General features: G+C 59.3%; 16 protein-coding genes and 3 pseudogenes. 12 read left to right on the top strand and 7 right to left on the bottom strand.

Annotation, left to right across the window (positions count from 1 at the left end; translation table 11 throughout):
- Window positions 1-256: 256 nt before the first annotated feature.
- A pseudogene (locus NKH52_RS28665) lies at window positions 257-739 on the top strand (alcohol dehydrogenase catalytic domain-containing protein); the annotation flags it as partial.
- A 30-nt stretch (window positions 740-769) separates the two neighbouring features.
- Here NKH52_RS28665 and NKH52_RS28660 read toward each other — a convergent pair.
- The 4 genes from NKH52_RS28660 to NKH52_RS28645 form a co-directional block, all read right to left on the bottom strand.
- Window positions 770-1,549, bottom strand: a complete 780-nt coding sequence (locus tag NKH52_RS28660) for an alpha/beta fold hydrolase (protein ID WP_352735633.1) — start codon at window positions 1,547-1,549, stop codon at window positions 770-772.
- Window positions 1,550-1,866: 317 nt separating this feature from the next.
- Window positions 1,867-2,640 carry an SDR family NAD(P)-dependent oxidoreductase gene (locus NKH52_RS28655; protein WP_352735624.1) on the bottom strand — a complete coding sequence of 258 codons (774 nt, stop codon included), beginning with the start codon at window positions 2,638-2,640 and terminating at the stop codon, window positions 1,867-1,869.
- Between the two features lie 57 nt (window positions 2,641-2,697).
- Window positions 2,698-3,894: an arabinose transporter gene (locus NKH52_RS28650; protein ID WP_352735623.1), complete on the bottom strand. Its 1,197-nt coding sequence runs from the start codon at window positions 3,892-3,894 to the stop codon at window positions 2,698-2,700.
- A gap of 70 nt (window positions 3,895-3,964) precedes the next feature.
- Window positions 3,965-5,299 carry an amidohydrolase family protein gene (locus NKH52_RS28645; RefSeq protein WP_352735622.1) on the bottom strand — a complete coding sequence of 445 codons (1,335 nt, stop codon included), beginning with the start codon at window positions 5,297-5,299 and terminating at the stop codon, window positions 3,965-3,967.
- Between the two features lie 125 nt (window positions 5,300-5,424).
- Here NKH52_RS28645 and NKH52_RS28640 point away from each other — a divergent pair, with 125 nt between their 5' ends.
- Both NKH52_RS28640 and NKH52_RS28635 read left to right on the top strand, forming a co-directional pair.
- Complete coding sequence (locus NKH52_RS28640; protein ID WP_352735621.1) at window positions 5,425-6,330, top strand: LysR family transcriptional regulator; 906 nt, start codon at window positions 5,425-5,427, stop codon at window positions 6,328-6,330.
- Between the two features lie 323 nt (window positions 6,331-6,653).
- Window positions 6,654-6,995, top strand: coding sequence for a hypothetical protein (locus NKH52_RS28635; RefSeq protein WP_352735620.1), 342 nt, complete (start codon window positions 6,654-6,656; stop codon window positions 6,993-6,995).
- Between the two features lie 798 nt (window positions 6,996-7,793).
- Here the strand turns inward: NKH52_RS28635 and NKH52_RS28630 are convergent.
- The gene (locus NKH52_RS28630; RefSeq protein WP_352735636.1) at window positions 7,794-7,955 is read right to left on the bottom strand and encodes a hypothetical protein; all 162 of its coding nucleotides are present in this window, start codon (window positions 7,953-7,955) and stop codon (window positions 7,794-7,796) included.
- On the opposite strand from NKH52_RS28630, the pseudogene NKH52_RS28625 reads away from it, so the two are divergent.
- From NKH52_RS28625 to NKH52_RS28585, 9 genes and pseudogenes are all read left to right on the top strand, one after another.
- Window positions 7,942-8,259 (top strand): annotated as a pseudogene (locus tag NKH52_RS28625) (SAM-dependent methyltransferase); the annotation flags it as partial. The gene NKH52_RS28630 and the pseudogene NKH52_RS28625 overlap by 14 nt on opposite strands.
- A 197-nt stretch (window positions 8,260-8,456) precedes the next feature.
- On the top strand, window positions 8,457-8,630 hold the full coding sequence (locus tag NKH52_RS28620) for a hypothetical protein (RefSeq protein WP_352735619.1): 174 nt from the start codon (window positions 8,457-8,459) through the stop codon (window positions 8,628-8,630).
- A 97-nt stretch (window positions 8,631-8,727) separates the two neighbouring features.
- Entirely contained in the window at window positions 8,728-9,366 is a 639-nt protein-coding gene (locus NKH52_RS28615) for a DUF1326 domain-containing protein (protein WP_352735618.1), read from the top strand.
- Between the two features lie 3 nt (window positions 9,367-9,369).
- Window positions 9,370-10,230, top strand: coding sequence for a DUF2182 domain-containing protein (locus tag NKH52_RS28610; protein ID WP_352735617.1), 861 nt, complete (start codon window positions 9,370-9,372; stop codon window positions 10,228-10,230).
- Window positions 10,231-10,358: 128 nt separating this feature from the next.
- Window positions 10,359-10,535, top strand: a pseudogene (locus tag NKH52_RS28605) (DUF5939 domain-containing protein); the annotation flags it as partial.
- Between the two features lie 207 nt (window positions 10,536-10,742).
- Window positions 10,743-11,273 (top strand): LodA/GoxA family CTQ-dependent oxidase, encoded by a 531-nt coding sequence (locus NKH52_RS28600; protein ID WP_352735616.1) that lies wholly within the window; start codon window positions 10,743-10,745, stop codon window positions 11,271-11,273.
- A 142-nt stretch (window positions 11,274-11,415) separates the two neighbouring features.
- On the top strand, window positions 11,416-11,580 hold the full coding sequence (locus NKH52_RS28595; protein ID WP_352735615.1) for an FAD-dependent oxidoreductase: 165 nt from the start codon (window positions 11,416-11,418) through the stop codon (window positions 11,578-11,580).
- A gap of 1,113 nt (window positions 11,581-12,693) precedes the next feature.
- The gene (locus tag NKH52_RS28590) at window positions 12,694-13,947 is read left to right on the top strand and encodes a tyrosine-type recombinase/integrase (protein WP_352735614.1); all 1,254 of its coding nucleotides are present in this window, start codon (window positions 12,694-12,696) and stop codon (window positions 13,945-13,947) included.
- 739 nt (window positions 13,948-14,686) lie between these two features.
- Complete coding sequence (locus NKH52_RS28585) at window positions 14,687-18,037, top strand: NERD domain-containing protein (RefSeq protein ID WP_352735613.1); 3,351 nt, start codon at window positions 14,687-14,689, stop codon at window positions 18,035-18,037.
- A gap of 49 nt (window positions 18,038-18,086) precedes the next feature.
- Here NKH52_RS28585 and NKH52_RS28580 read toward each other — a convergent pair whose 3' ends face one another.
- Both NKH52_RS28580 and NKH52_RS28575 read right to left on the bottom strand, forming a co-directional pair.
- The gene (locus NKH52_RS28580; RefSeq protein ID WP_352735612.1) at window positions 18,087-19,139 is read right to left on the bottom strand and encodes a HEPN domain-containing protein; all 1,053 of its coding nucleotides are present in this window, start codon (window positions 19,137-19,139) and stop codon (window positions 18,087-18,089) included.
- 131 nt (window positions 19,140-19,270) lie between these two features.
- Window positions 19,271-23,482 (bottom strand): NACHT domain-containing protein, encoded by a 4,212-nt coding sequence (locus NKH52_RS28575; RefSeq protein ID WP_352735611.1) that lies wholly within the window; start codon window positions 23,480-23,482, stop codon window positions 19,271-19,273.
- Window positions 23,483-23,526 lie beyond the last annotated feature (44 nt).

Below are 23,526 nucleotides of genomic sequence, written 5' to 3'. Positions count from 1 at the left end.
TTTCGTGACTTCGAGAGCGGGGTCCGAGCAGCCTGTTTGTGAAAGCAGGCTCCTGATCATTCGTCGACGCTCAGACACGGATCATCGCCGACGCCCGCGTGGAGAACTGGGCCACTCGTTCAATCCGGCAGCTCACCGCCAAACGAAACACTACTTCGCGAGGAACGACGATGCGTGCAGCATGGTATGAAAAGCGAGGCTTCGCCAGAGACGCGCTTGTGGTCGGAGAGACCCCGAGCCAGCCGATGGTGAAGTTCGGATCCGCCTGGCCGTATCGGGGATCAATCCCGGCGATATGAAGAAACGCTCCGGCTGGCAGGGCGCGCCGATGCGCTATGCCCGGGTGATTCCGCACAGCGACGGCGCCGGGGTCATCGATGCCGTCGGCGCGGGCGTGTCACCAGACCGCATCGGCCAGCACGTCTGTTGCTACGGCGCCCAATCCTATCGGCCGTTCGGGACGGCGGCCGGGTTTTGTTGTGGTGCCTGCGCAGTTCGCAGTGCCCCTGCCAAGCTCGGTGCGCGGTGCGTGCTCCGCCCCCACCGCCGAGTTGCTCGCGGCTTCCGGAGCCGCTACCCAACGACGGCTCCGGATCGCCACTCACGTAGTGATAACCGAGCGACGGACCAAGCCAGGATACAACAGCGGACACCATCGTTCGGCTGGCAAGCGTCGCCTGCCAACGGCGGCTCACGAGGCCTGTCGGCGGCCCCATTGAAATACCCCCGGGGCCGCTGAATACCACGCCGCCCAGACCGGCCAACCTCGCTAGCTGAGCCGCCCGGCGGCTTCCGAGATGAGTTGGGTGATCTCGCGCGGGTGAGAGATTAGCGACAGATGGCTTGCCTTCACCTCGATGGTCTTTGCCTTCATGCGGTTTGCCATGAAGCGTTCGAGATCCGGGTTGATCGTGCGATCCTCGGTCGAGACGGCATACCAGCTTGGCTTCGAGCGCCAAGCCGCTTGCGTTGTCTTTCCGGTAAAAAGCCTGTCCGAGATCGGCCCTTGGATGGCATAGAGGATGCGAGCCTTCTCACGAGGAATACCGCCGGCAAAATCCCGCAGGAAAGCCTCCTCGCTGAGCTTGCCATAGCCATCGGACCAGACAAGGCCGGCGGAAGCGGGCGGCGCGGTAAAAGTCTTGGCGAGTGCCGTGTAATCTTCGCCCGCATCCGGAGCGCGCGCCGCTACGTAGACGAGCGAGGAAACCTTTGGATCCGTTCCCGCCTCGGTGACGATCATGCCGGCAAAGGAGTGTCCGACAAGTGCCGTCGGTCCATCCTGGAGAGCGATCGCACGGCGCGTTGCCTCGACGCCCGCCTCAAGTGTGGTCAGCGGGTGCTGGACGACGGTTCCATTGAGGCCGGCCTCCTGCAGGCGGCCGACCACTTCGGACCAGCACGAGCCATCCGCATACGCACCATGGACCAGGACGACATTTCGAACCTTGGGACTCGTCTGGGCTCGCGTCTTGTCGGTGCCGGCCAGTATGCTCGTCGCCACCCCAGCGACGAGCGCGGTGGAGAAAGTGCGTCTATTCAACATGATAGTGGATTCCTTGAAAGGTTGGCAGATCGAGCCCAGACTCTGGCTGGGACGCGCCGCAAATGCTTTGCCCGGCGCCTACGTCAAAGTCTTCGCAGCCTGTCGAGCCTTCGTTACGGCCGTCACCGCATTGTGATCGTTGCTTCGGCTCTTGCCGGAGCAACATGGGTCGCGCAGGACTGCCTGGGTGCCGGCATCGGCGCCTTGGCTGGGGGTTCACTACATTCTTCTGCGGTAGGGCAGCGGAAGCTCGTCACTCGAAGTTTGCTCAGGGGATACTCCGACTGGCTATTTTCAAACCGCGAAATGTTGGATATGGCTCAGGCGGCAGGTAGCGCGAGGCCGGAAAGTTCACCGCAGATTCCAAGCAGACGATCCTGAAGCGCCTTGTCGTCGGCCTGACGGTTGGCGGGCAGCGGACGCAAATGATAGAAATAGTGGCCGGTCACTTCGGCTTGTGGCTCGTTGCTGACGGCGAGCCAGGCCTGCGTCAGGTGCCCCTGCTTCATATCATCGGGTGCTCCGGCACCGCCCATCTTGGTGGGCACCCAGCCAGGTTCGAGTGCGTTGGCCAACACGTCAGGCCAGCGACGGGCCACCGCGAATGCCAGCATCGCATCGTGTAATTTGCTCTCGGCATAGGCGGTCGAACCGTTCCAGCGGCGCTTGCGCCACAGGATGTCGTCGAGATTGGCGTCCGCGTGGTGGTGCATGCCTGAACTGAGATAGACGAGGCGCTTCGGACGCTCGATCAATGCGGTCAGGATATAGGCTGACAAGGTGTTGATGCCAAAGACGTGTGGCAGGCCATCGGCCGTCAGGCGATGGGCTTCGCGATATCCAACCGCGGCGTTGTGGATCACCGCATCGAAGCGGCCAAGTTCATTGACGCGTGCGGCAACTTGCCTGGCGCCGGCAACCGTATCGAGGTCGCCTTCCACGATCGCTTCGGCCTGAGGCAATGCCTGACGGGCGTCGCTGGCGCGAACTGCGTTGCGGGCGTGAAGGACGACCTGGTGGCCCTGGCTTGCGAGCAGTTCGCCCGCCATCAGGCCGAGGCCGGCGGACGAGCCGGAAATGAAGATGCGAGACATGGCAATTCTCCTTGAAACTGGCCGCGTTGGTTAGTGGCGATGGTATCTGGTCGACGATCAGTTTTCGCACCTGCGTGCCGTGGAGACCAATGCCACGCCGAGTAATGCGCTGACAGCACCAAGCAGGTAGACGGCAGCGTATCCGAACTGGCCGGCCACGAACCCCGCGGCAGGCCCTGCGAGCCCGTAGGCGATGTCGAGGAAGGCGACAAAGGCACCCATGGCGCTGCCCCTGTTTGCCGGCAGGACGCGCTTCAGGGCTTCGACACCAAGGGCGGGAAAGATCAGCGCGCAGCCTAGCCCGGTGACCAGGGCGCCAGCCAGTGAGAGGCTTTCATGCGGGGCACTCCAGATCATCAGCTGTCCGATCGCCTCTATGACCATGGACCACAGAGCGACGCGATAGCCGCCGATCCTGTCGGGCAGATGTCCGAACAAGACCCGCACGAGAATGAAGCCAATGCCGAAAGCGGTCATCACCAGACCGGCATGACCCCAGCCATGCACGGCGAAATAGAGCGAGGCAAAGGCGGTGAGGCCGGCAAGGCCGACGCCTTGCAGCATCAGGCCAAGACCTTCGCGCCAGATCTGACCGACGACGCGGTAGAAGGGCAGTCGTTGGCCGCCGGGCGTCATATAAGAGGTCGAGCCGAAGGCGATCGCAGCGGCGACAAGCGGCGCCACGATGCAGGCAACCATGGCGGCATCGAGCCCATAGGCCTGATAGAGCGCCATGCCGACCGGCGCACCGACGGCCAGCGCCGCGAACATCGCAATGCCAGTCCAGGACATCGACATGCCGGCGCGCTGCGGACCGACCGAGGCGATCGACCACGAGACGCAGCCTGTGACGAATTGGCTCTCGCCAAACCCGGCCGTCAGGCGGCCGACGACCACGATGGCGAGGCTGGTTGCAGGGGACAGGCCGGGCAGCGCGGAGACGAAATAGAGGAGCCCGGCACACGCGCAGACGACCGCACCCTGAATTGCCGCGCGCTTGCCGCCTTGCTGATCCGTAACACGCCCGGCATAGCCGCGCGTCAGGACCGTAGCCAGGAACTGGATACCGATGACCAGCCCGACGACCAGACTGCTGAAACCGAGTTTGTCATGGACAAACAGCGGCAGCACCGGCAGCGGCAAGCCGACGCAGAGATAGCCGCAAAAAAGCGCCGCGATGATGCCGGGCGCGGGACGGGAAAGAGCCGGCGCGGCATTCGACCGGTTCACCGCAGGGGTAGCGAGTGCTGACATGACAGCCTCCATAGAGTGGGTTGGAGCCGGCGGGCCGCCGCTTGTTGGGCGACCAGCCGGATCAGACGGACTATTTCGCAGCGGCTCCGAAGAGGCCGGTGCGATAACCGCTGGTTTCGAGCAGATAGTCGCGTGAGGCGGCTGCCTCGGACGCCAGCCTGGCGAGATCGACATCGACCAGTTTGCCGGCGCGTTTGCGGATCTTGCCGGCGACCATCACGGTGTCGACGTCGGAGCGTTCGACAGCCTGGACGATCGTGCCAATGGCATTGGTGAGCGGGAACACAGCGACATCGTCGGTGCGCACCATGATGATGTCGGCCTGCTTGCCCGGCGTCAGCGTGCCGATGGCGGCTTCAAGGCCGGCGGCACGGGCGCCGTTGTTGGTGGCGGCTTGCAGCACCGCCTCGACGGAAATCGGCGCCGGCACGTTGGTTTCGCCCCGGAATCGGCGATACCGCATCGCCGAACGCTGCTGTCCAAACAATGCATGCATCTCGCCGAACAGATCGCTGCCGAAGGCGGTGTCGAGGTCGATGCCAAGCGCCGGCTTCAGACCGTGGTCGATCGCCTGCTGATAGGCGAAGCGGTCGTCGTCGAAGCCGAACAGCGCATCGGAACGCGGATTGACGGTCACGTTGACCCCGGCGTCGGCAAAGCGCTCCCAGGTGTCTTCGGGCAGGCGCGTACAATGGTTGAAGATGTTATGCGGACCCAACAAGCCGCTCTCGGTCACTTCCGCGGGCAGCTTGGCAAGATCGCCGATGAACTCGGTCAGTATCCGCATGTCGAGGTTGCGCGCGACCTTCCACCAGTCGAGATTGAACTGGCCAAACAGTCCCACTTGCACCAGACCGCCAGCATTCCAGTTGCGGGCAAGGCGTTCGAGATCGCCAGGCAGGTGCGCACCGGATGCCTTCTTGTCCATGGCGGCGCCGACCAGATGCAGGGCGCGGACGCCGGAACCCTTGAGCGCGTCGAGCGCCGCATCGGTGTGTTCGGGGCTGCGCGAACTGTGGCAAGCGTCGATGATCGTCGTTATGCCGGCATCGAGCGAGGCTGCGGCCGTCAGGCTGGTGCTGACATACATGTCGTGCGGTCGGTAATGCGCGCCAAGCGTTTCGGCGACGACGCCGATATAGGCAAAGAGATCGTCGACGTCAGGCATCAGACGCCGCATCACGCCAAGCCACATGTGATGGTGCGCGTCGATCAACCCCGGCATCACGATGCTTGCCGAGGCGTCGATGATTTCGGCGCCATCCGCGTGGATGTTTGCGCCGATCGCGACGATACGCTCGTTCTCGACCAGAACGTCGCCGGTCGCGAGATTGGGGACTGCGGCATCCATCGTGATGACGGTACCGCCCTTGAATAGCGTGCGGGGATTCTTCTTCGTGCTCACGGTCTTGTTGCTTTCCAGGTGCGCGGAGACGAGGGTTGCGCATGGCCAGCCTTATCGCTTCTGGACGAACTTGAATTAAGTGCGCTTATGTCAAATACTTCCTGACTGAAAATCAGGAATGATCGATGGCGTTCGACGGCAGGATCTTATCTGGGGTAAGCGTGCTGGCGGCGGTGGTCGAGGGCGGCACGTTCGTCAAAGCCGCCGAGCTCATCGGCATCACCGATTCAGGGGTAAGCCGGGCCATTGGACGCCTTGAGGCGCGTCTGGGCGTGCGGCTGCTCGATCGCACCACGCGATCCCTGTCGCTGACCGATGAGGGCCGGCGCTTCTACGAAGAAGTAAAACCCCACCTGGTCGCAATCGAGGATGCGGCTGTTATCGCCTCCGGCACGGCCTCGGCTGTACGAGGCCGCCTCAAGGTCGACATCGACCCCTTCTTTTTGCCGCTGGTGCTGGCTGGCCGGCTCGGCGCCTTTTGCGACCGCTATCCCGAGCTGACGATCGAGTTCGTGTCGAAAGAGCAGTTCGGGGACCTTGTGTCGGATGGCATCGACCTTGCGATCCGGTTCGGACAGCCACGTTTCTCGACCCTGGTTGCGCGCAAATTGATCGAGGCGCCGATCCTGACGGTCGCTTCCCCGCGATATATCGAGCGCCATGGACGGCCTCTCGAGCCTGCGGATCTCTCAACGCATCGATGCCTGCAATTCCTGAACCCACACAGCGGCACGCCATTCGACTGGGCGTTCGTGCGCGGCGAGGAAACGATCGAGGTTGCGACCAACGGACCGCTGACCTTCACCGACCCTAAATCGATGCTAGAGGAATGCATCGCTGGAACGGGTGTCACCCAGGTGATCAGTTGGGGCGTCGGGGAATTGCTCGCGGATGGGGTGCTGATCGATCTCTTTCCCGACTGGCATGGCGAACTCTTCCCGCTGTTTGCCTTTCACCCATCGCGCAAGCACCCACCTGCCAAGGTGCGCGCCTTCGTCGATTTCTGCGTCGAGGTGTGCCGAGAACTCTAAGCAGATGCGCCTCCCTTCAAGGGCAATATGCGGAACATGCGTCCGACCGTACAATCCGAAGGACTTTGTGAAGCATGGAGTTGGACGACCAACGGCTGGTCAAAGCTTGCCTGTCGAAGCGGTCGCAAGCGAAATCTCAAGCTACCTGATTGGACAGAATTCGCCCCGGAACTATGCGCATAAGACTGCGGGCAGAACGCCTTTTCTTAGGATCCATGGGCATGCACCGCCTGTTGGGATCAAAATGCTTTTCACCCGGAACAATCAGCAAAAATCTTGGTTCGAGAAGCGATCGCAATTCCGCGACGATATGGAGACCTCTAATGCTGAAGAAAATTCTAACTGCATCCGTGCTGACGATCGCCTTAGCCGCCTCCGCATTTGCACAATCGAACGGAGCGTCGGGGGGTGGTACTGCTGGCGCTGGCGCGGGCAATGGCAGCGTCAATGGTAGCGGTGGGGCGACCGTCAATGGCTCAGGTGGCGGCAACAACACTGGGACGATGACAACGGATCCGAATTCGACAAACTCGACGACGACAAATTCGACCACTGGAAAACCGAACGGAATGAATGACCGTTGCAAAGACACCGCCGGCAATGATGTAGACAACAACACGGCAAGCGGTGCGGCCACCTCGACCACGCAGAACTGCAACAAGTGACCGAGTCAGTAAGGCTCGACGGCCTGTCTTTGGATATGGCTGGCCGTCGTCGCCACTAGGTTGGTGTTTATCATGACTTCGACCGTAGCTTTTCATCTGGTATCTTGTGCTTGCCGGTCCCCAGGGCGGACTGGTCCTCCTCCCGAGCACCTTCAACACCCGCGTGCAATGCGCGGCCGCTATTGCCGAATATCAGAAGCAACCAACGCCAGCCGGTTGGGCAATACACTGCGTGCCAGGCGCCTCATTTCCTACGGACGACAGAATAGTTCACGTCTTGTCATCTAGCACATAGGAGCCGTACACATGACCGAAGAAACTGACCACCGGCTATGCCGGTGGCCGGTGATCTCCAGCGTTAATCCCGCGTTGTCGGGCGTTGGGCAGGGTTGCCGTCTCAGCAGGTGATCGCGCAAGCATGGCAACAGCCGCGAGACGCTCGCGCGGGATCCAAATTGTGCGGTCGACCATGAGCTAAATAGCCTCCGGATGGTCAGATAGACCTAGCCGAAGCTGAAATTTGAGCGATTTTCGATTAGCGACTGCGAGGCAGGCTTGGCGGGTGCTCAACTTGCCCTACCGAGCAAGTACCGCAGGCATTTCGCGCGCTGGCGGCCCTGTGCGGCCTGAAAAAGTATCGACGCGCTCAGCTCGGCCGTTTTAGAGCGATGGCTGCCTGTGCGAAATTGCGATTTTAATCGCAGGGGGCGCGCCGCCCGGCCACCACATTACGGGATAGAAGTGTGGCCGGTACAGGAGATGCTTTAGTTGGAAGCGGGCGGTAAGAGTCAGCAATTGCTACGAGGAGTGTTCGGTGAAGACATTGCCATCCTCTCTTGATGCCGCCCACTTTTGCGACGTAGTTTCGATATAGTCGTCGACCTTGTCGATCGGCAGGTCGGTGGAGGTAGCCGCGATCGACATCAGCTGCGCGTCGGCGGGGTACTGCCTGCACGACATGGGCGATCCGGAGGGTGCAGCCAGGCATGTGCATAAGGCGCTGAAGCCGGACGGCACGTGGATGGTCGTCGAACCCTTCGCTCATGACAAGCTTTCAGCGAACCTCAATCAGGTCGGCCGCATCTACTACGCCGCCTCGACCTTCATCTGCACGCCAGCCTCGCTGTCGCAGGAGGTTGGGCTCGGCCTCGGCGCCCAGGCGGGCGAAGCCAGGCTGTGCAAGGTGGTTACGGGCGGTGGGTTCCGCCGCTTCCGTCGCGCCACCGAGACGCCGTTCAACATGGTTCTGGAGGCTCGCCCGTAAGCTCGGTCGATAATCAATTTCGCTATGGAGGAAGGCATGACTGCTTACAATGTCGTTCGGTTCGCACCAAGCCCGGTAAGGAACAGACTTTCATCGACGCGCACAAGAAGGCGACGCTCGACATCAGGGGCTTCCGCAAAGCCGCGCTCGTCCGGACCGGCGACCGAACCTTCTGCGTCGTCGGTGACTGGAACGACATGGACAGCCTCGCCGCGGCCCGGCCGCAGATCATCGGCTTTCTCGATACGATGCGCGATATGCTGGAGGATCTCGGCGGCGACCTCGGTGTGACGGATCCTGTCTCCGGCACGTCGTCGAAATCCGGACCTGAAGTAGCCCAACTGCAGGTTTGGCGTGCACCGCTCGAATAATGTGGAGAGCCCTCCATCAAATCAGCGATGCATGAACTGCTGGAGCACGATCAGTTTTCGACGTATGATCTAGGCCAAAGCATCCGGAGGATGAGCCATGAATGCAGTGCCTCAATGGCGGCTCGCTGGCGACTGGTTCGACATTTGCAGCTGCGACATCCCTTGCCCTTGCGAGTTCGCCCAGCGACCAACCGGGAATCACTGCCAGGGTGTGCTCGCCTGGCACGTGCGTGAGGGTCGGTATGGTGGCGTGAAGCTCGACGGCCTGACGCTGGTGGCGCTCGGCGAATTCGAAGGCAATCTATGGGCCGGCGAGGCGAAGGCCGTAATGGGCATGTATCTCGATGAGAAGGCGGATGAGCAGCAGCGCGAAGCCCTGCAGGTGATCTTCGGCGGGCAGGCCGGCGGCTGGCCCGCGGGATTTGCCGCTAATATCGGCGAGATGCGTGGCATGGAGTTCGTGCCAATCACTTTCGAGGTGGCGGGCGACCTGGCCACCTGGCGGGTCGAAATTCCTGGCCTCGTCGTTGGGCGCGCAGAGGCGCTTTCCGGCCCCACCACACCACCCGGCAAGCGAGTGCAGACGATCAACCCGCCGGGTTCGGAGGTCGGCCCGGGCCAGGTTGCCACCTGGGGGCGCTCCGTCGAGGTGAGCACTAAGGGCTTTGGGCTCGACTGGACTGGCACGGCCCGCTCGAGCAAGCACATTCCGTTCGACTGGACCGGCCCGGACTAGAGCATGGCTGACGCGTTCCCCAGGAAATCGCGGCGGTTCACTTGGAATCTGCGCGGCATCCCGCTCGGTCTACTCGCATCGCTCGTCGGGCTGACAGTAGCGGCGTGGGCGCTCGCCCTCTACCAGGCCTTCAGCATGGATATGCCCATGGGCATTGCCGTGCGCGGCGGTACGGAGGGTATGGAAGGTATGGAAGGCATGGCGAGCATGGCGATGGCCGGAATTGCCGCCGACGACTGGTCATTTGCCGGCGCCACCGCTTTTCTCGCTGTGTGGACCGTGATGATGGCGGCCATGATGCTGCCAGCCGCGGCGCCCATGATATTTATGGTCGCGGCGGCGCAGGCTAGGCGCGAACAACGTGTGGCCATCCCGACGTGGACCTTCGTCGCGGGCTATCTGCTCGTCTGGGCAGCGGCAGGCCTTGTCGTGTATCTCCTGGTCCAGCTCGGTAGCGACGTTGCAACGACCCTCGATCCGCCTCAGCGTTCGAAATGGGCACCGCTCGCACTCGGTGCCACGCTTGCCGTCGCCGGGCTCTACCAATTCACGACCCTCAAGCACATTTGCCTCAGCCATTGCCGTTCGCCGCTCGCTTTCGTTGCGCAGCACTGGCGCGACGGGCGTGTTGGCGCGCTCAAGATGGGGCTGCGCCACGGTCTCTATTGCTTTGGCTGTTGCTGGGCGCTGTTTGCCGTGCTGGTTGCGACCGGCGTCATGAGCGTCGCCTGGATGCTGCTTTTGACGCTGCTCGTCTTCGTCGAGAAGCTGCTGCCCCGTGGCCGCCGCTTCGAAGGCAGTTTGGGCGTTGCTTTAGTTGTCCTCGGGCTCGTTGTATCGCTCGGGGCGAGCGATGTGCCTTGAATGGGTGGCTAGACGAGCAGAGCATAAGAATCTCTGCTGTGCCGGCAGACGCTTTCGACGGCAACCCATTCGCATCGCGCTGGCTTCTTTAGTAGTGTCTCGCAGTAAGGCCAGGTTGAGGGTCCGGCGTGACGATAGTCGACGATCGTCTTCTCGAAAGCAGGATGACCAAAGTGGAGCAGGCACGAGCCTGGAGCCCACGCGTTATCTCAAAATTCGAGACACTGATCAGGAGCGGCGACGACCACGCACTGTATCGCGTTAATCCGCTGAGCTTTGCTCGCGACCGCGCAATCGCCGAGAGCTCCGGGCCATCAGACTGATGGTCGCGCCTTCCCTCCGGCCTTTTTTCTGGCCGGCAGCCCGAGACGGTACTACCGTGGTCAGAACCCGCTCGCCCGAGGAAGTGGCAGGTGGGGTACGATTCCCTTGGCTTGCCCAAGCCAACAGGCCCAATATCCTACCACCTCGAGATCGCTCCGCTGATCCAACGTGCACACCGGCTGTGTTTCGTGCACGACGACGCCAACTGGCGGGATGCGGCCTTCGACAGCAACAATCTCGCCAGCGGGCTTCCTGAACATCAGCAGGCGCGTGATAGCGTTGGTCAACCGATCCGCAAAACTGAGAAAATCCTGGTTGGGTACATCGCCTCGAATCCGCCTGGCCCCCCGCTTAAGCTGCGCCAATGGCAGATCGATCTGCTAGCGGCATGGGTGGACTGGAATCCCGGTTCGATCGAAACGACGACACAGCCGACGGCGACGATCACTCCCCAAGGATTGACGCGCGCCGCACTGGAGGGCGCAGTCGGTCAAGGTTTCTGCCCGGGCATTGAGGCTGGCATCATCATCACCGACCCGACGTTGTTTTTCCTGCCTTTCGATTTCCGCATCGACCAAGACAAGGCGGTTGCCGGCGAAACTGACGGCTCTCATGGCGCAACCATGGCCGTCGGACTTCTATCAATGCAATACCGAGTGGTGGCCAAGTCAGCGCGCGGATATTGCGCCGCAGGCCGGCGATTTCGTCAACGACAGTGAATCATGGGCGCGCGGGGCGGAATCCGAGGCCCTGCTGGCCCAAAACTTCCAAATGCTCGGATTTATCGTCCAACAGGGTGAAAATGAGGTCTTCGTCGAAGCCGAGAGGAATCCCAATCTCGCCTGATCTGGGTGGGATGGCGTGAAAAGCGTCGACGTCGCAATCATCGGGGCTGGCCCAGCAGGGGCGCTGTGCGCATGGGCGCTTGCCAGGCGAGGCCTCGATGTGATGCTCGTCGATGAGGTAAAGAATGGCGCCCGCGTCGGTGAGATGCTAGTGCGGAAGCGGTGCGAATGCTCGCGCTAGCCGGAATCTCTTCTGCCACGGAGGTCGGTGAACCCGTTTTCCTGATGCGGGCCGCATGGGGAAGGGCCACGGGACTAGTGCATTGGACGGCCGCTTGGAATGGCAGCCCATCGCCCGAAGCTGGTGGCCTGCTTGGAGCTAGGGTCTGTGCCCGCCCGGAACTGGACCGTCGTTCGCAGCAGGAGGCCCCGTGCGGGCGCTCGTCTTCATGTCGGGCGCGTCGTGAAAGGCCTCCAGAAAGGAAAGGACGGCTGGCAGATCCAGATTAACCACAAGGAAGAGTCTCTCGAGTTTGCATCTGCATTCTTGGTTGAGGCAACCGGCCAGCGTGCGCGCTCATTGGCGTGGCCAGGCCTCCACCGTCATCCCGTCGATCGCATTTCGTATCGTAACGGATAGGCATAATCATAATAGTGGCTCAGCAAAGCTCCGGCGAGAAAACTAACGCTTGGTCCCACTTTTAGCCAAGCTCAAAATTGCGTGGGCTCTGGCCGCACATTGACTGGTTTACGGCCCTTGGGGAATAACGTGTTGATCCCGAAACTCTGCCGAGATGGTTCGTACGGCTACAACCGTCTCAAATTTCGCTACCAAATCACCTGAATCAGTTGCCTAGCACCACATGTGTAACCAGCCATAGCCGTTTTCACTACTCATATATGGAAAACCGCGTGCTGTCCGCCGAAGCTGCTCTACGGCGCATCTAGTGCAGGCAAAACGCCACTTCAGGATCAACGAATGGGTAAGTCAGCAAAGCGTCAGGAAAATATTGACTGAACGCGTAGGAGCGTGAGCAATCGTGAAACTGCCCGGATCACGGTAGCATACGCACCCCAAAACAGCTCTCACCGCTATCGCTAAAGTTTTTTTATACAGCGATATGAAATAGATAATGTGAAACGGATGATGCACAATCATCCCACTCGTCCCTTTTCAATCACGCACGATCACGCTTTAGCACGTTGATACATATATCTTTTTCGACTTGTCGTAGAGTCGGACATTGTGGCATATTGGGGTCGGTTTTAGGGGGATCGAAGCCCGTTTTGAACCCAACCACAGACCCCTACTACCCGTCAGCCGATCCCACTCGAAAGCCTACGGGAGACCCCAGTGCCAAGCCTTACCGATGGAGAGATTCGCCACGCTTTGAAGCAGGTCGAGGAGACCAGTAAGCAGCAGAACCTTGTCGATGGCGAGGGTCATGGAACAGGCCGCCTCGTTCTAGTGATAAAGCCAATGCCGACCCGCATAACGGCGGACTGGATGGCCCAGCAGTGGCGAGACCAAAAGCGTCTCAAGAAAAAGCTCGGGTCGTATCCGTCAATGAGCCTCAGCCAGGCTCGCGAGATTTTCAGACGCGACTTCGCCGACATGATCCAAAAGGGACGCAGCATCAAGATAGCCGGCGATACGCGCCCCGGCACGGTCGCCGATCTGTTCGAGGCTTACGTCGCGTCACTTAAGGCCGATGGAAAACCGTCTTGGAAGGAGGCCGAAAAGGGCTTGAACAAGATCGCCGATTCGCTGGGTCGCAACCGCCCTGCCCGCGACATCGAGCCTGACGAGATCAGGGACCTCATTCGCCCGATCTATCAGCGAGGCAAACGGTCAATGGCCGATCATGTTCGCAGCTATATTCGATCGGCATACAGTTGGGGGCTGAAATCCGAGCATGACTACCGAACAACCTCGGTCCGTCGCTTTCATCTCGTCTACAATCCAGCTGCGGGCATTCCAACCGAACCGAAAAAAGTTGGAACGCGCTGGTTGGACGAGGAGGAATTCATCCGTCTCTATCGCTGGCTCGAATCTCCTGATGCGCCGGTCCACCCCCCTTACACGCGTGCCGTAAGAATTCTTATGTTGACCGGACAGCGCGTCGAGGAGATCGCTCGGCTGCACGTCGATCAATGGGATGCGGACGAGCGCATCATCGACTGGTCCAAGACCAAGAATGGAAAGCCTCACGCCATCCCCGTACCCAAGATTGCGGCCGAGCTTATTGGGTCGATCAAGCCGAATGAATTTGGTTGGTTTTTCCCATCGGCAACTGACCCGTCCAAGCCTGTCAGTCATGGAACACTCTATTCGTTCATGTGGCGCCAGCGCGATCGCGAGGTCATCCCCGTCGTGACAAACCGCGATCTCCGGCGAACCTGGAAGACGCTTGCCGGCAAGGCAGGTCTCTCGAAAGAGATCCGAGACCGATTGCAAAACCACACTCTGCAGGACGTCAGTTCCAAGAGCTACGATCGCTGGAATTACATGCCGGAAAAGCGTGCTGCCATGGCCCGGTGGGACAAGTTTGTCAGCGAGCTCCTGACGAAGAAGAAGCGTAAAGCCGGGCTCAAGGCAGCTGCCTGAGCTAGCGATTGCTTCTCCTCACCGCCATCAGCGGCGGAGGCAAAGCTTCACTGCAGGAACCAGGCTACGAATCTGGGGCGCAGGAGTTCGAATCTCTTCGGGCGCGCCATCCTATCCAATTGACGTTCTGAGCCTTTTGGACGCTACCGACGCCACCGCAGCCGGTTTTAGAAGAACGGACATTGCTTCATATCGCAGCCTGGTGAACGGCGGCTTCATGTTTTCCTCTTGGTCGACACACGGCTCGATCGGATTCGCACGAACCGGGCTCGTGGTCGTCTCGACTGCCAGGTGTAGGTTTGAGGCTTCGGGTGTTGATGTAGTCGGCTTCCTGAAGCAAAACCTATGAAATGACAGTCCGAAAAGGCAAACCGTCTCCAACTGCCGCGACTTGTTGCGGGCGAATGGCGTGGTGAGATCGGTGGCTCAGCCAAACACACATCTAAAGCCCGAGATGCTTCATCCTATCCACACTATGAAGGCTGCATAGTTGACGTGCGAGGGCTGCAGAATTAGCTGGGCCAAGCAATGTTCGCGCAATCAGGGCTTCGAAGGAGCCGCGGTTTTGGAGACCGAATAGCCTTTGTCCATCTCGTTGTTTACACATCACTAATAGCCGATTTCGTAATTGGTGTGCAAGGATTTGTGAAATGAAATCGAGCCTTTTGGCATCAATGATACCCACCGTTGGCAATAGATCTCTAGTGAGGGCCGCCCCTGTCTCGTGCATAATGCAGCAATGACCTCTATCGAAATTTTCATAGGCACCCCTATAGAGCACGCATCGGAACGGGCTACCCTGGCGCGTGCGGTTGAAACCCTGTCCGCATATGGCATCCCAGCGGTTATCCTTGCCAACGTCAATTTCGGCGGCCGGCAAATTGACCTCGTTATCGGCCTCGACCGGCGCGCTCTCGTTATTGAATCAAAAGGATTCAGCTCCGCCGTACAGGGCGGGGAAAACGGCACGTGGCATGTGCAACTGGTATCCGGCCAATGGAAAGAAATTCCCAATCTCTACGCACAGACCCTTGGCGAGAAAAATGCGCTCCGCGACGCGATGATGGCATTTGCGGGGGCATCTGTCCCCTACCCCGACGCCGCCTTGGTCTTCGTTCCAGCTATCCCTGCCGGTTCGGCAGTTCCGAGCGGTGATTTCAAAGTTGCGGTTGGCGGCCTTGGTGCGCTGCCTGAGCTCATCACCTCGGCAGCGAACCGTGGCTGGTCGCTGGATCAGTGGCGTGCCTTTGCGGCCCATCACCGTTTGATTGCGGTCCCTTCACTCAATGCAGCCTTGAGCCCGGAACTACTCCACGCGGAACGGCTGCTCTTGGCATATGGTGACGCATTCACGCACACCTACGGCCCGGCTGCGTCTGAGATGGTCCCCGTACGGTGCGTTCATGATGACGAAGCGGTCTTCTCGTCGGACGCTATTGTCGAACGGGTTGTCGCGGACGGCAACGTCCTGCTGGCAGGCGATTCAGGCTGCGGCAAAAGCCTTCTCTCGTACAAGGCCGCTCTCTTCGCGCTCGGCCAAGGTTACATACCGATCGTCATTCCGGCGAAGGATTTCGAAGGGAACTTGCGCGATGTAGCAAATCGTGAGGCAACGCTGCTCAACGCACAATCAGCGGCCGCCTTGGTCTCCGCTGCTCGGCTTTTGGATCGGCGTCTCGTTCTTGTGGTCGATGGCTACAACGAGTGCACTCCATCGGAGCGGCAGCGCCTGACCCGAAGCATTGCAGCGGCCGTTCGGCGCTATAACTCAATCACGGTCGTGTCGAGCAGGATTGAGCTTGAGCGCGGAGATCTCTTGCCTGCTTCGACCTACACGGTGCAAGCACCGGATGTCGAAACGAAGCAGGCGATTGCCCGGAACGCATCAGGCGGCGCATGGTCGGAAGCGTTTTCTAGCCTTCTTGAAATGGTGGGAAGCGGCCTCGAAGCCAGGATGGTCGGGCAGCTAGGACGAAGCGTCCTTGCCGGAACCACCCAATATGGCCTGTTCGATGCTTATGTGCGTGAGCGGCTTGGCTCAGCTGCTTCGGATGGTATCCGCGCCTTGTCTCGCATTGCGGGAGCAATGACCGACCGAGTTAGTTTCAGCCTGTCGGTTCGGGAGCTTGACCGCTTGTCGGATCGAGAAGGCGTTGCGGGCGCCCTGTTGCAGACGCTTCAGGCGGTGAACCTTCTGGACAGGCGTGGCGACCGGGTGAGCTTCAGCCACGAAATGTTCCTGAACGTGTTTGCCGCCGAAGCGATTTTACGGCGCGCGGGCGATGATCCGGATGCAGTGGGGCTGGCATTGCGGCACCCGCGGTATCTTGAAATGAAGCCATTCCTGCTGGGTGCCATCGATGATGACCGCTTTCGCAGGCAGGTGTTATCCAACCTCTCCGATGCGTGGGTGGTGAGTGCCTGCTTGGCGGGGCAATTCGGCAAGGACGCCGAGCGCTGGGCGAACACGCGCTGCGATGAGGTGCTTGCGCGGCTCGGACAAGAAATTGAGACGGTGCGGTTCGACGTGTCGAAAGAGTTTGCCAGGAGTGTTCAGGCAAGGCCAGAGACACTGCAGGACTGGACGGATCAGGACCGGGCAGTTCTTGCGGCCATCGCGCGTGAGCTTGTAACAGGGCGACGCCTTGATCAGGTTTTGGATCTGATCGCAAAGATGGATACGCGGCTCACCGAGGAACACGGCAGGCTGCTCGATGAGGCCAGGAAATACAAGCTGGGCCTGCGAAGTAGCCTCTATGCAATGAGTTACACGGGGTTTGCAGGGCACGATATTGGCCTTGCGCTACTTTGCGGCCCTCTGCATAGCGGGCACCTCTATGACGGGCCGAAAGTCGCGGCTGAGGCAAATCTCTTCGAGCGGTTGCGTTCGGAAACCTTAAGCCCCGGTCAGGTCGGTTTGCTTATCGAACTGGACAAATATTCCGAGCGGGACGCTCCTTCAGTCGGCACCCTTTTGCCGGCCATCCTGAGTCGGCTCTGGGCAAAGGCAGCAGGCCATTTGCGGATGGCACTTATGCACGCAGCCGGGATGAGCGCGCATGCTCTAACCGATGACGAACGTCAGGCCCTGATTGATGCCATCCACGATCTGCTGCCCACAAATAACGGGTTCGATTCAACGGGCATGATCGATGCGCTAAAATTTCTCGGCGCGTTGGATAATGACCAGGAAGAGCATGTCGCAAGTGTTAAGCGCGAAATCGAAGCCGTGCTGGCCAACCGCGATGATCCGTTGATGGCCGGTGTCGCAGCGGCTCTCTGGAGCTGCCAGTTCGACCATCCCTATGATGGCGCCTATTGCGAAGTGTGGCGCGCTTTGCCAGGCGACGATCGCAAAACCTTATTGTTGTTGGCGGCGCAAGATGTCGACCGTCAGTCGATGTTTTCGGCATCCTTGCTTGCGGAAGTTGCATCATGTGGCGACCGAGCTGCCGGTCCCGCCATCGCACCATGGACGGCCCTGCCACCGAAAAAGGAAGTAATGATGCAGGACGTCGTTCGTACCTTCGAAATGGCGCATGCGGCGCTTGCACGGTTGCATTACCCCTTGCCCGATCGCTCGGCGGAAACAGCGTCGCCGGCAGATTGCGCATTTTTGGCCTGCGGCGCGATCATCTATTGGCTGAACCGCGATGATCTTCCAAAGGCCGAGCGCAAACTTAAATGCGCTGGGCCACTTGCAACATTGTCACGGCATGAAGACGGAGTGGTCGCGGCCGTGATCGGCGAGTTTTCCGGTGCCGGCCACCTGTTTGAGGAGAGTGCCCAACGGCTTCCGGGTTCAGAGCCGGTGGTCACATCATTGGCCAAGGATTTTCCTGATGAGATCGCCGCTATTTACCGTGCGGCGCTGGAACAGCCGAAACGTCAGTCGGGTTATTTCGAGTTCTTCATGATCGATGATGTAATGAAAAAAGCGCTTGCGAACCTCGGGAACGTTGGCGACGCCACCGATATTCCGATGCTTCGGGCATGGTCAATTCATCCCAGCTACGGGCACGTGGCGGTGCGGGCGATCAAGAGAATTGAAGAGAGCCCAAATCCGAAATTGGGGAATCCGGTTTTCTAGAGTGACGTCATTGTCGGCTCACTACAAGCGCAACTTCTCGAAGATACCGTCACTCACCGGGTTGGTCAGATGCCACTGCAATTGGGGTGTCCCCGAACTCAACCTGCATGCCGCCGACAATCCAAGGAGGCTGTTGAATCTGGAAACGCGCCTTTCCCAAACGCATTCTCGCCATCGCCTCGACTGCGGCGCGTGCAAGCGACAATGCTACTCGGTAGCCGTCAAATACCGTTTGGGTGTATTGGCGACCACCGTGGCCGTAGCGTAGCCCACTGACCTCAGATGGCTTAGGCCATCCAGCCAATTTTCCCGCGTCAAACACGAGCCCGACCGTCTGGCCCAGCGTTAGTAGTTCTACGAGATCATGGGTATACGGATAGCGGCCATTCTTTTGGAGGAGCAGGGCTTTCAGAGAGGATTCGAGCGCCATTTGCAATTCCCACCAGGCTTTTGAGGCAGCTTCGACATCTTGATGCTCTATGAGTTCGGCAGCCCTTTCTAAATGCGTAATGACACCACGACGAAAGCTAAGACCTTCCGGATCGGCTCCCTCCACGCCCATGAGGTTCGTGCGAATGAAGCGTAGGCTATCAGCGACATCGTCGGTCGCGGCAATCACGGAGGCACTTTGGGCTTGATCCATCTGACTGAGATTGGGGCCTCGAACCAGCCATGACGTGCTGTTCTCGTCTGACTCGATTTCCTCAGGAAAGCTTATCCAAACCGTCTTGCCTGGCTGATCCGGCCTAGTACGATTCACCGGAATTTTCATGACAAACGGGGTCGACCTAATCAGTACAACGCCCTTGACGGTCGCCTCCGGCGGGCAGTCAAATCGGACGCCAAACCTCTCTCGATACCAGTCGTCAACCATCTTATAGATGGCCTTAAACCAATACGCCTCTAGGAAATCCGACGAGCCGTCCGGCTCGTATCTGGTCTTCCCGCTATCTGTACTCACCTTGACCAGCTTGTACCGAATAAGATCCGTGGCAGCGTGAAATGGCCTTTGCCCTACGGGCACGCCACTTTTCGCGAGAATCTCATCTAGGAACTCCAAATGCCGGCCGAGCTGCTCGCCTGGCGCCTCTGTATGCTTCATGGTGAGATCCTAGCAGAATTCGCCATGCTTGCCGATGTGCCCAACCCGATTCAAGGTCGGCCCTCTCTTCCTCGGCGGCGCGAAGAAGGCTGGCCTCATGTTTAGCGGTGCGGGCGATTTGCGGAGCTAGCCTACTCCTTCAAAAGATCTGCAACCTGTTCCGGCGTCGCCCTATGCCCATCAAAATGATCTCGCCTCTGAAATTGGTTTCCGGCGAGCCAATACACAGACGTAATCGAACGCTCCCCACCATATCCGCGGTCCTGCCTGCCGCCGTGGACGCTCTTTTCTCCATTGATGACCCAAATCGCAGCAAGTCCTTCGCGTTTCAGGAAGCCCAGAAACGCATCATGGTCAACCAGTGCAGCGCTGGGGCCGGGCTCCTGTGTTGAAGGATCGAAAAACCGAACGGTGCCTCCAGCGTCCGAATAGGTCAGCTCCTTACCGTTGGACAGATGCAGACCGAGGCCTGTAATCAAGCCGGGGCTCGGCAGATCGAAGTTGAAAGTCTCCTCGATCGAGTAGTCGTGACCGCTGCGCTCCGCAAGGTAGTTCGTCACCAGCGCTTGGGCCGCTACGGGCAATCCATTCCATCCCCCAGCGGGCATCCAGGAAACGATATCAGAATAGACGGGATGCCAAGGAAATTCGCCGAGATAACCCCTGAAAGGCATTTCGATCTTTGGCAGATCCCGTTGATTCAGTGATTTGTCCGAGAGGCTTTCAACCAGGGCGTCGCGGTCGGCGTCCTTCGTTAAGATGCATTGTAGATGAAACCACGTTTTGCGCTCGATGCGCCTGTCCCCTTGCCGTACGCCGTACTGATTCCAGATCGCAAATTCTTCAATCACAAACCATTTTCGTCCGGTTTTTGGATCCAGCACTCTTATGAGCGCTTCGCTGCTGACTAGATCGTCGGGGCTGTCGAGCCAAAGCAGCCGTGCCGCCGGCTCCATTGGACGGAGTTTGACGACTGCCGGCATCCACCAGGTTCGATCCCACTGCCGCCATTGATCCCCATGCGAATGTGTCGCGAGAAGCGAGGGGTCCATTTCGCGGCTAAGCGCCTCCCAGGGGCCGTTGAAAACGCGGAGCGTGTCACCATAACTTTCTTTGAAGGCGAGATGATCTGCCAACTGCGCTACGAGCTGGTGGAGCGCGATCCACTGATACTTCTTGCCAATCCGCTCGACGCGATGATCGTGTCTGTCGCCACCAAGATTGCGATCAACCTTGCCGAAGCGCTCCGGCGTCCAGCCAAGATCGTGGGCTCTTTTACATATCCAACGCCGCATAGCCCCTCTATTAAGGCGCGGCGGCCATTCATGAATGCGCCGGCGCCAAGACATATCGGCTTGCACGTGAGGCCGGCCGAGAAGCTGATAGTCATCCCACTCGGCATCGCTCATGACCGAATGCAGTTTTTGCTCCGTGCGATCCAGCTTTCTTTCAAGCTTGGCCAACTCGGGTGAGGGTTTATCTGTGAGTTTATCGTTGCTCTTCGGCGCCCTCTTTCCCGGCTTAACAATCACGATACGGAATATCGGCTGTCCAAGCTGCTCATAGGCTTGCCGTAAATCAGCGGCAGCTTTGAGCACATCGTCAAGCAGCTTACCGCTTGACGGGTGCTTGGACAGGAACCCATCCTGCCAGCTCAGGAAGACCTGTTCCCGAGTGATTCCGGCCCATTCAATGCCAAGCGCACTCCAGTTGCCAACAGCGTGGTCAGTAACATAGCGGGCAAAATCACCGTCGTTGACAGTGGAACTGACGATGCTGTCGGTAAAGCGGCCGCTGGGATACTCCTCTGTGTAGGTCTCGATTTGTGCGTCGGAAACCTCTTCAAGTGGCCATTCGCTTTGGTACGGTGGCCTCACCTTTGCTAAATCCACGTCAGCAGGGAGGGTGTTGCGAGCTAGCGCCAGTTCGATGATGCCCCGCGCGTAGTCGCGGGCAAGAACATGCACTGGAGGCCGGCCGTCCTCAAAAATGGACTCGTAGGTTGCCCGGGCTAGTTCGGCTAAGCCCGCACCATGAACGCCCTGAAGCGCTCCTCCGTAGACAGAAGCCAGCACCCGCTCCAAGACATAAGGATCATCGACTTGACGGAACCTGCGGATCAGGTTTGCGGCGATCTCAAGCCTGGGCGCAAGCAAAGCCGATAGAGATTTGGTTGCGCGGTCGCGAACAGCCCGGTGGCTGGTAGAAAACATCCAACTCAGAGCAATTGCCGCCAGCTCGGCGCGACTATCATCGATGGCATTTAGACCGTTCCGCAGCGACCACGTGATAAGGGTTTCCACCGGACTGCCGTCCTCCTCACCTTCGTCGACAAGGAATACCGACCAGATGCCGTCGCGCTCCGGCATTTTCAATTTCATGAGCCGTTCGTGGAGGAACAGCACATTGAACTGATTGTCTGGCTCGGTCGAAATCGCCACCAAAGTCCGCAATACTTGGTGCCGATCGTTTTGCGAATTGCGTTCGAGCAGTTCGAGCGTGCGTCGGGTGAAGCATTTTTGATCACGCCAGAGAACACTCTTTTCAAACGCGTCGTAAACTAGCCAGCCATTGAAACCGGGAGTTGATACCAGATCGGGCAGTTCTTGACCGCAGCGCTCGGGAATTTGAACCGCGAACGCTTCCACCACTCCCGCGCGCTCATATGCTCTGTCGCCGAGAATATATTCGTGCAAGACCGAGCCGGGCTCGAACGACCTCGACGGATTCTCTGTGTCAAGGTGAGAGCCAAGCAGCAGCGTAGCGATCCTGTGATCGCTGTATCGCTCGAAGGTAAATCGCACAACCTCTGTGACCGACGCGTCGTCGTCGGTGGTAGGCTCAATCGCCAACACCCCTTCACTTTCGAGCTGCGCCAAAAGGCTTCGATCGACCGTTCCATCTGGCGGAAGCAGTTTGTCGAGTATGGCGTTGGCGGTCGAAACGTCGGTATAGCCCCGATAACCTTCATCAAACGCACTGGCGAGCTGTTGGAGCGCCTGAGAAACGATGCGTCGGTTGCGATCGAGTTTCAAACGCCTTTCGATGGTCCTCGCGATCGCTTGACTGTAGAACTCGAAAATCGATGTAACACCGGTCAGGCCCCGCGGCAGCTCCCTTTGCCCCTCCCGCTCAAGAAAATCGCAGCAAGTTTTCAGAAAGAGTGGATTGTAAAACTCTGGGATGAGGTTCGGGGCCGCCACCCGGACGATGCCGCGTCGATCGAGATATTCGTTGGCCGCATCCGGGTTCCCGGCAAAACCCACGTGGTCGACACGCGAAAGGCCGCTGATAGGCCGCTCATCAGGAATGATGTATCGCAAATAGGTTGATCTGCACGAGAGAGCGATGGCGACATGCGGAAATGCCTCGATCGACTTAAGGAACAATGGCAACCGAGCTGCCCAGAGATCGATCCCGTGCCGCTCATTTATCGCGTCAACGAAAATGACAGCGCGCGTACCCGCTGCTTGCCCAGCCGCGTCAAGTGCTCCAAGGAGTGTTTCGGTAGAAATACCCTGAAGATGGAGGGCAGCAATGATCTGGGACCAGGGATCGCCTTCGACTAATGTCCCGCTCAGTATGAGGACAGCCGGCCATTCTCGAGCGATCTGATGCTCGACAATATCCCCGAAGAGATGGGACTTGCCAACCCCGGCGTCTCCATTGACGAGCAAGCGGCGACTGTTTGCGATCTGCCAACGGTCGCTATTCATGGCTTCAGCAATGTCTTCAAGCACATCGGACAAGCGGCGTAGGCTGCTTGCAGCGTATTGAATGTTGTCGCGTCCCTTCGCATTGGAACGCTCCTGGTCCCACAGCGCGTGCTCACAGTTCGCACTTTCCTTTCGCATTGCCCTTGCGGCGCCCAGAATTTCCGTGATGGGAAAGATGTAGTCAGGGTCTGCTGACGTTCCCGCCAGAGCACTAAGGAACTCGCTCATCGTCGCAGCCAACTGATCGGTCGCGTTGGGCTGCAAGCCCTTCTCGTCGAGCTGCTTCAGTGCCCCTACAGATCGATACCCGAATTCGTTGACCTTGCCGGACCAGGCTTCCAGTTCTTCCACCATCGCAGGGTCGCGGCAAAAGCCCTGCATGGTCCGACGAATGGGCAGCTCAATATTAGTCTCTGGAACGTAACGAGCTCCGAGGCCTTCTCTGGCTTCGGCAAATCTCTCTCTGAACCAATCCGGCGTGAGAACCGTCGCATCGAACCAGAACGCCAACCGGCCGGCGTATTGAGGCGTTCTGCGACTCAACCGGTCGGTCAGGGAGTTGGCTGCCCAAAGTTCAATTTCGAGCGATCGGGATGCCTGTTTCGCTTCGCGTTTCCAGCGCTGCACCCATCTTTCCCATCGTTGCAGTTCCGTTTGCTGCGTGGCAATTC

It is taken from the genome of Mesorhizobium sp. M1066 (assembly GCF_040318635.1).
Classification (GTDB): Bacteria; Pseudomonadota; Alphaproteobacteria; order Rhizobiales; family Rhizobiaceae; genus Mesorhizobium.
This window is presented reverse-complemented; position numbering and strand designations above follow the sequence as displayed.

Bases quoted from the DNA above. Each gene is read 5' to 3' on its own strand.
- NKH52_RS28650 (WP_352735623.1), bottom strand. From the start codon at position 3,894: ATGTCAGCACTCGCTACCCCTGCGGTGAACCGGTCGAATGCCGCGCCG.
- NKH52_RS28615 (WP_352735618.1), top strand. From the start codon at position 8,728: ATGAATGCAGTGCCTCAATGGCGGCTCGCTGGCGACTGGTTCGACATT.
- NKH52_RS28580 (WP_352735612.1), bottom strand. From the start codon at position 19,139: ATGAAGCATACAGAGGCGCCAGGCGAGCAGCTCGGCCGGCATTTGGAG.
- NKH52_RS28640 (WP_352735621.1), top strand. From the start codon at position 5,425: ATGGCGTTCGACGGCAGGATCTTATCTGGGGTAAGCGTGCTGGCGGCG.
- NKH52_RS28610 (WP_352735617.1), top strand. From the start codon at position 9,370: ATGGCTGACGCGTTCCCCAGGAAATCGCGGCGGTTCACTTGGAATCTG.
- NKH52_RS28630 (WP_352735636.1), bottom strand. From the start codon at position 7,955: ATGTCGTGCAGGCAGTACCCCGCCGACGCGCAGCTGATGTCGATCGCG.
- NKH52_RS28585 (WP_352735613.1), top strand. From the start codon at position 14,687: ATGACCTCTATCGAAATTTTCATAGGCACCCCTATAGAGCACGCATCG.
- NKH52_RS28655 (WP_352735624.1), bottom strand. From the start codon at position 2,640: ATGTCTCGCATCTTCATTTCCGGCTCGTCCGCCGGCCTCGGCCTGATG.
- NKH52_RS28620 (WP_352735619.1), top strand. From the start codon at position 8,457: ATGGACAGCCTCGCCGCGGCCCGGCCGCAGATCATCGGCTTTCTCGAT.
- NKH52_RS28635 (WP_352735620.1), top strand. From the start codon at position 6,654: ATGCTGAAGAAAATTCTAACTGCATCCGTGCTGACGATCGCCTTAGCC.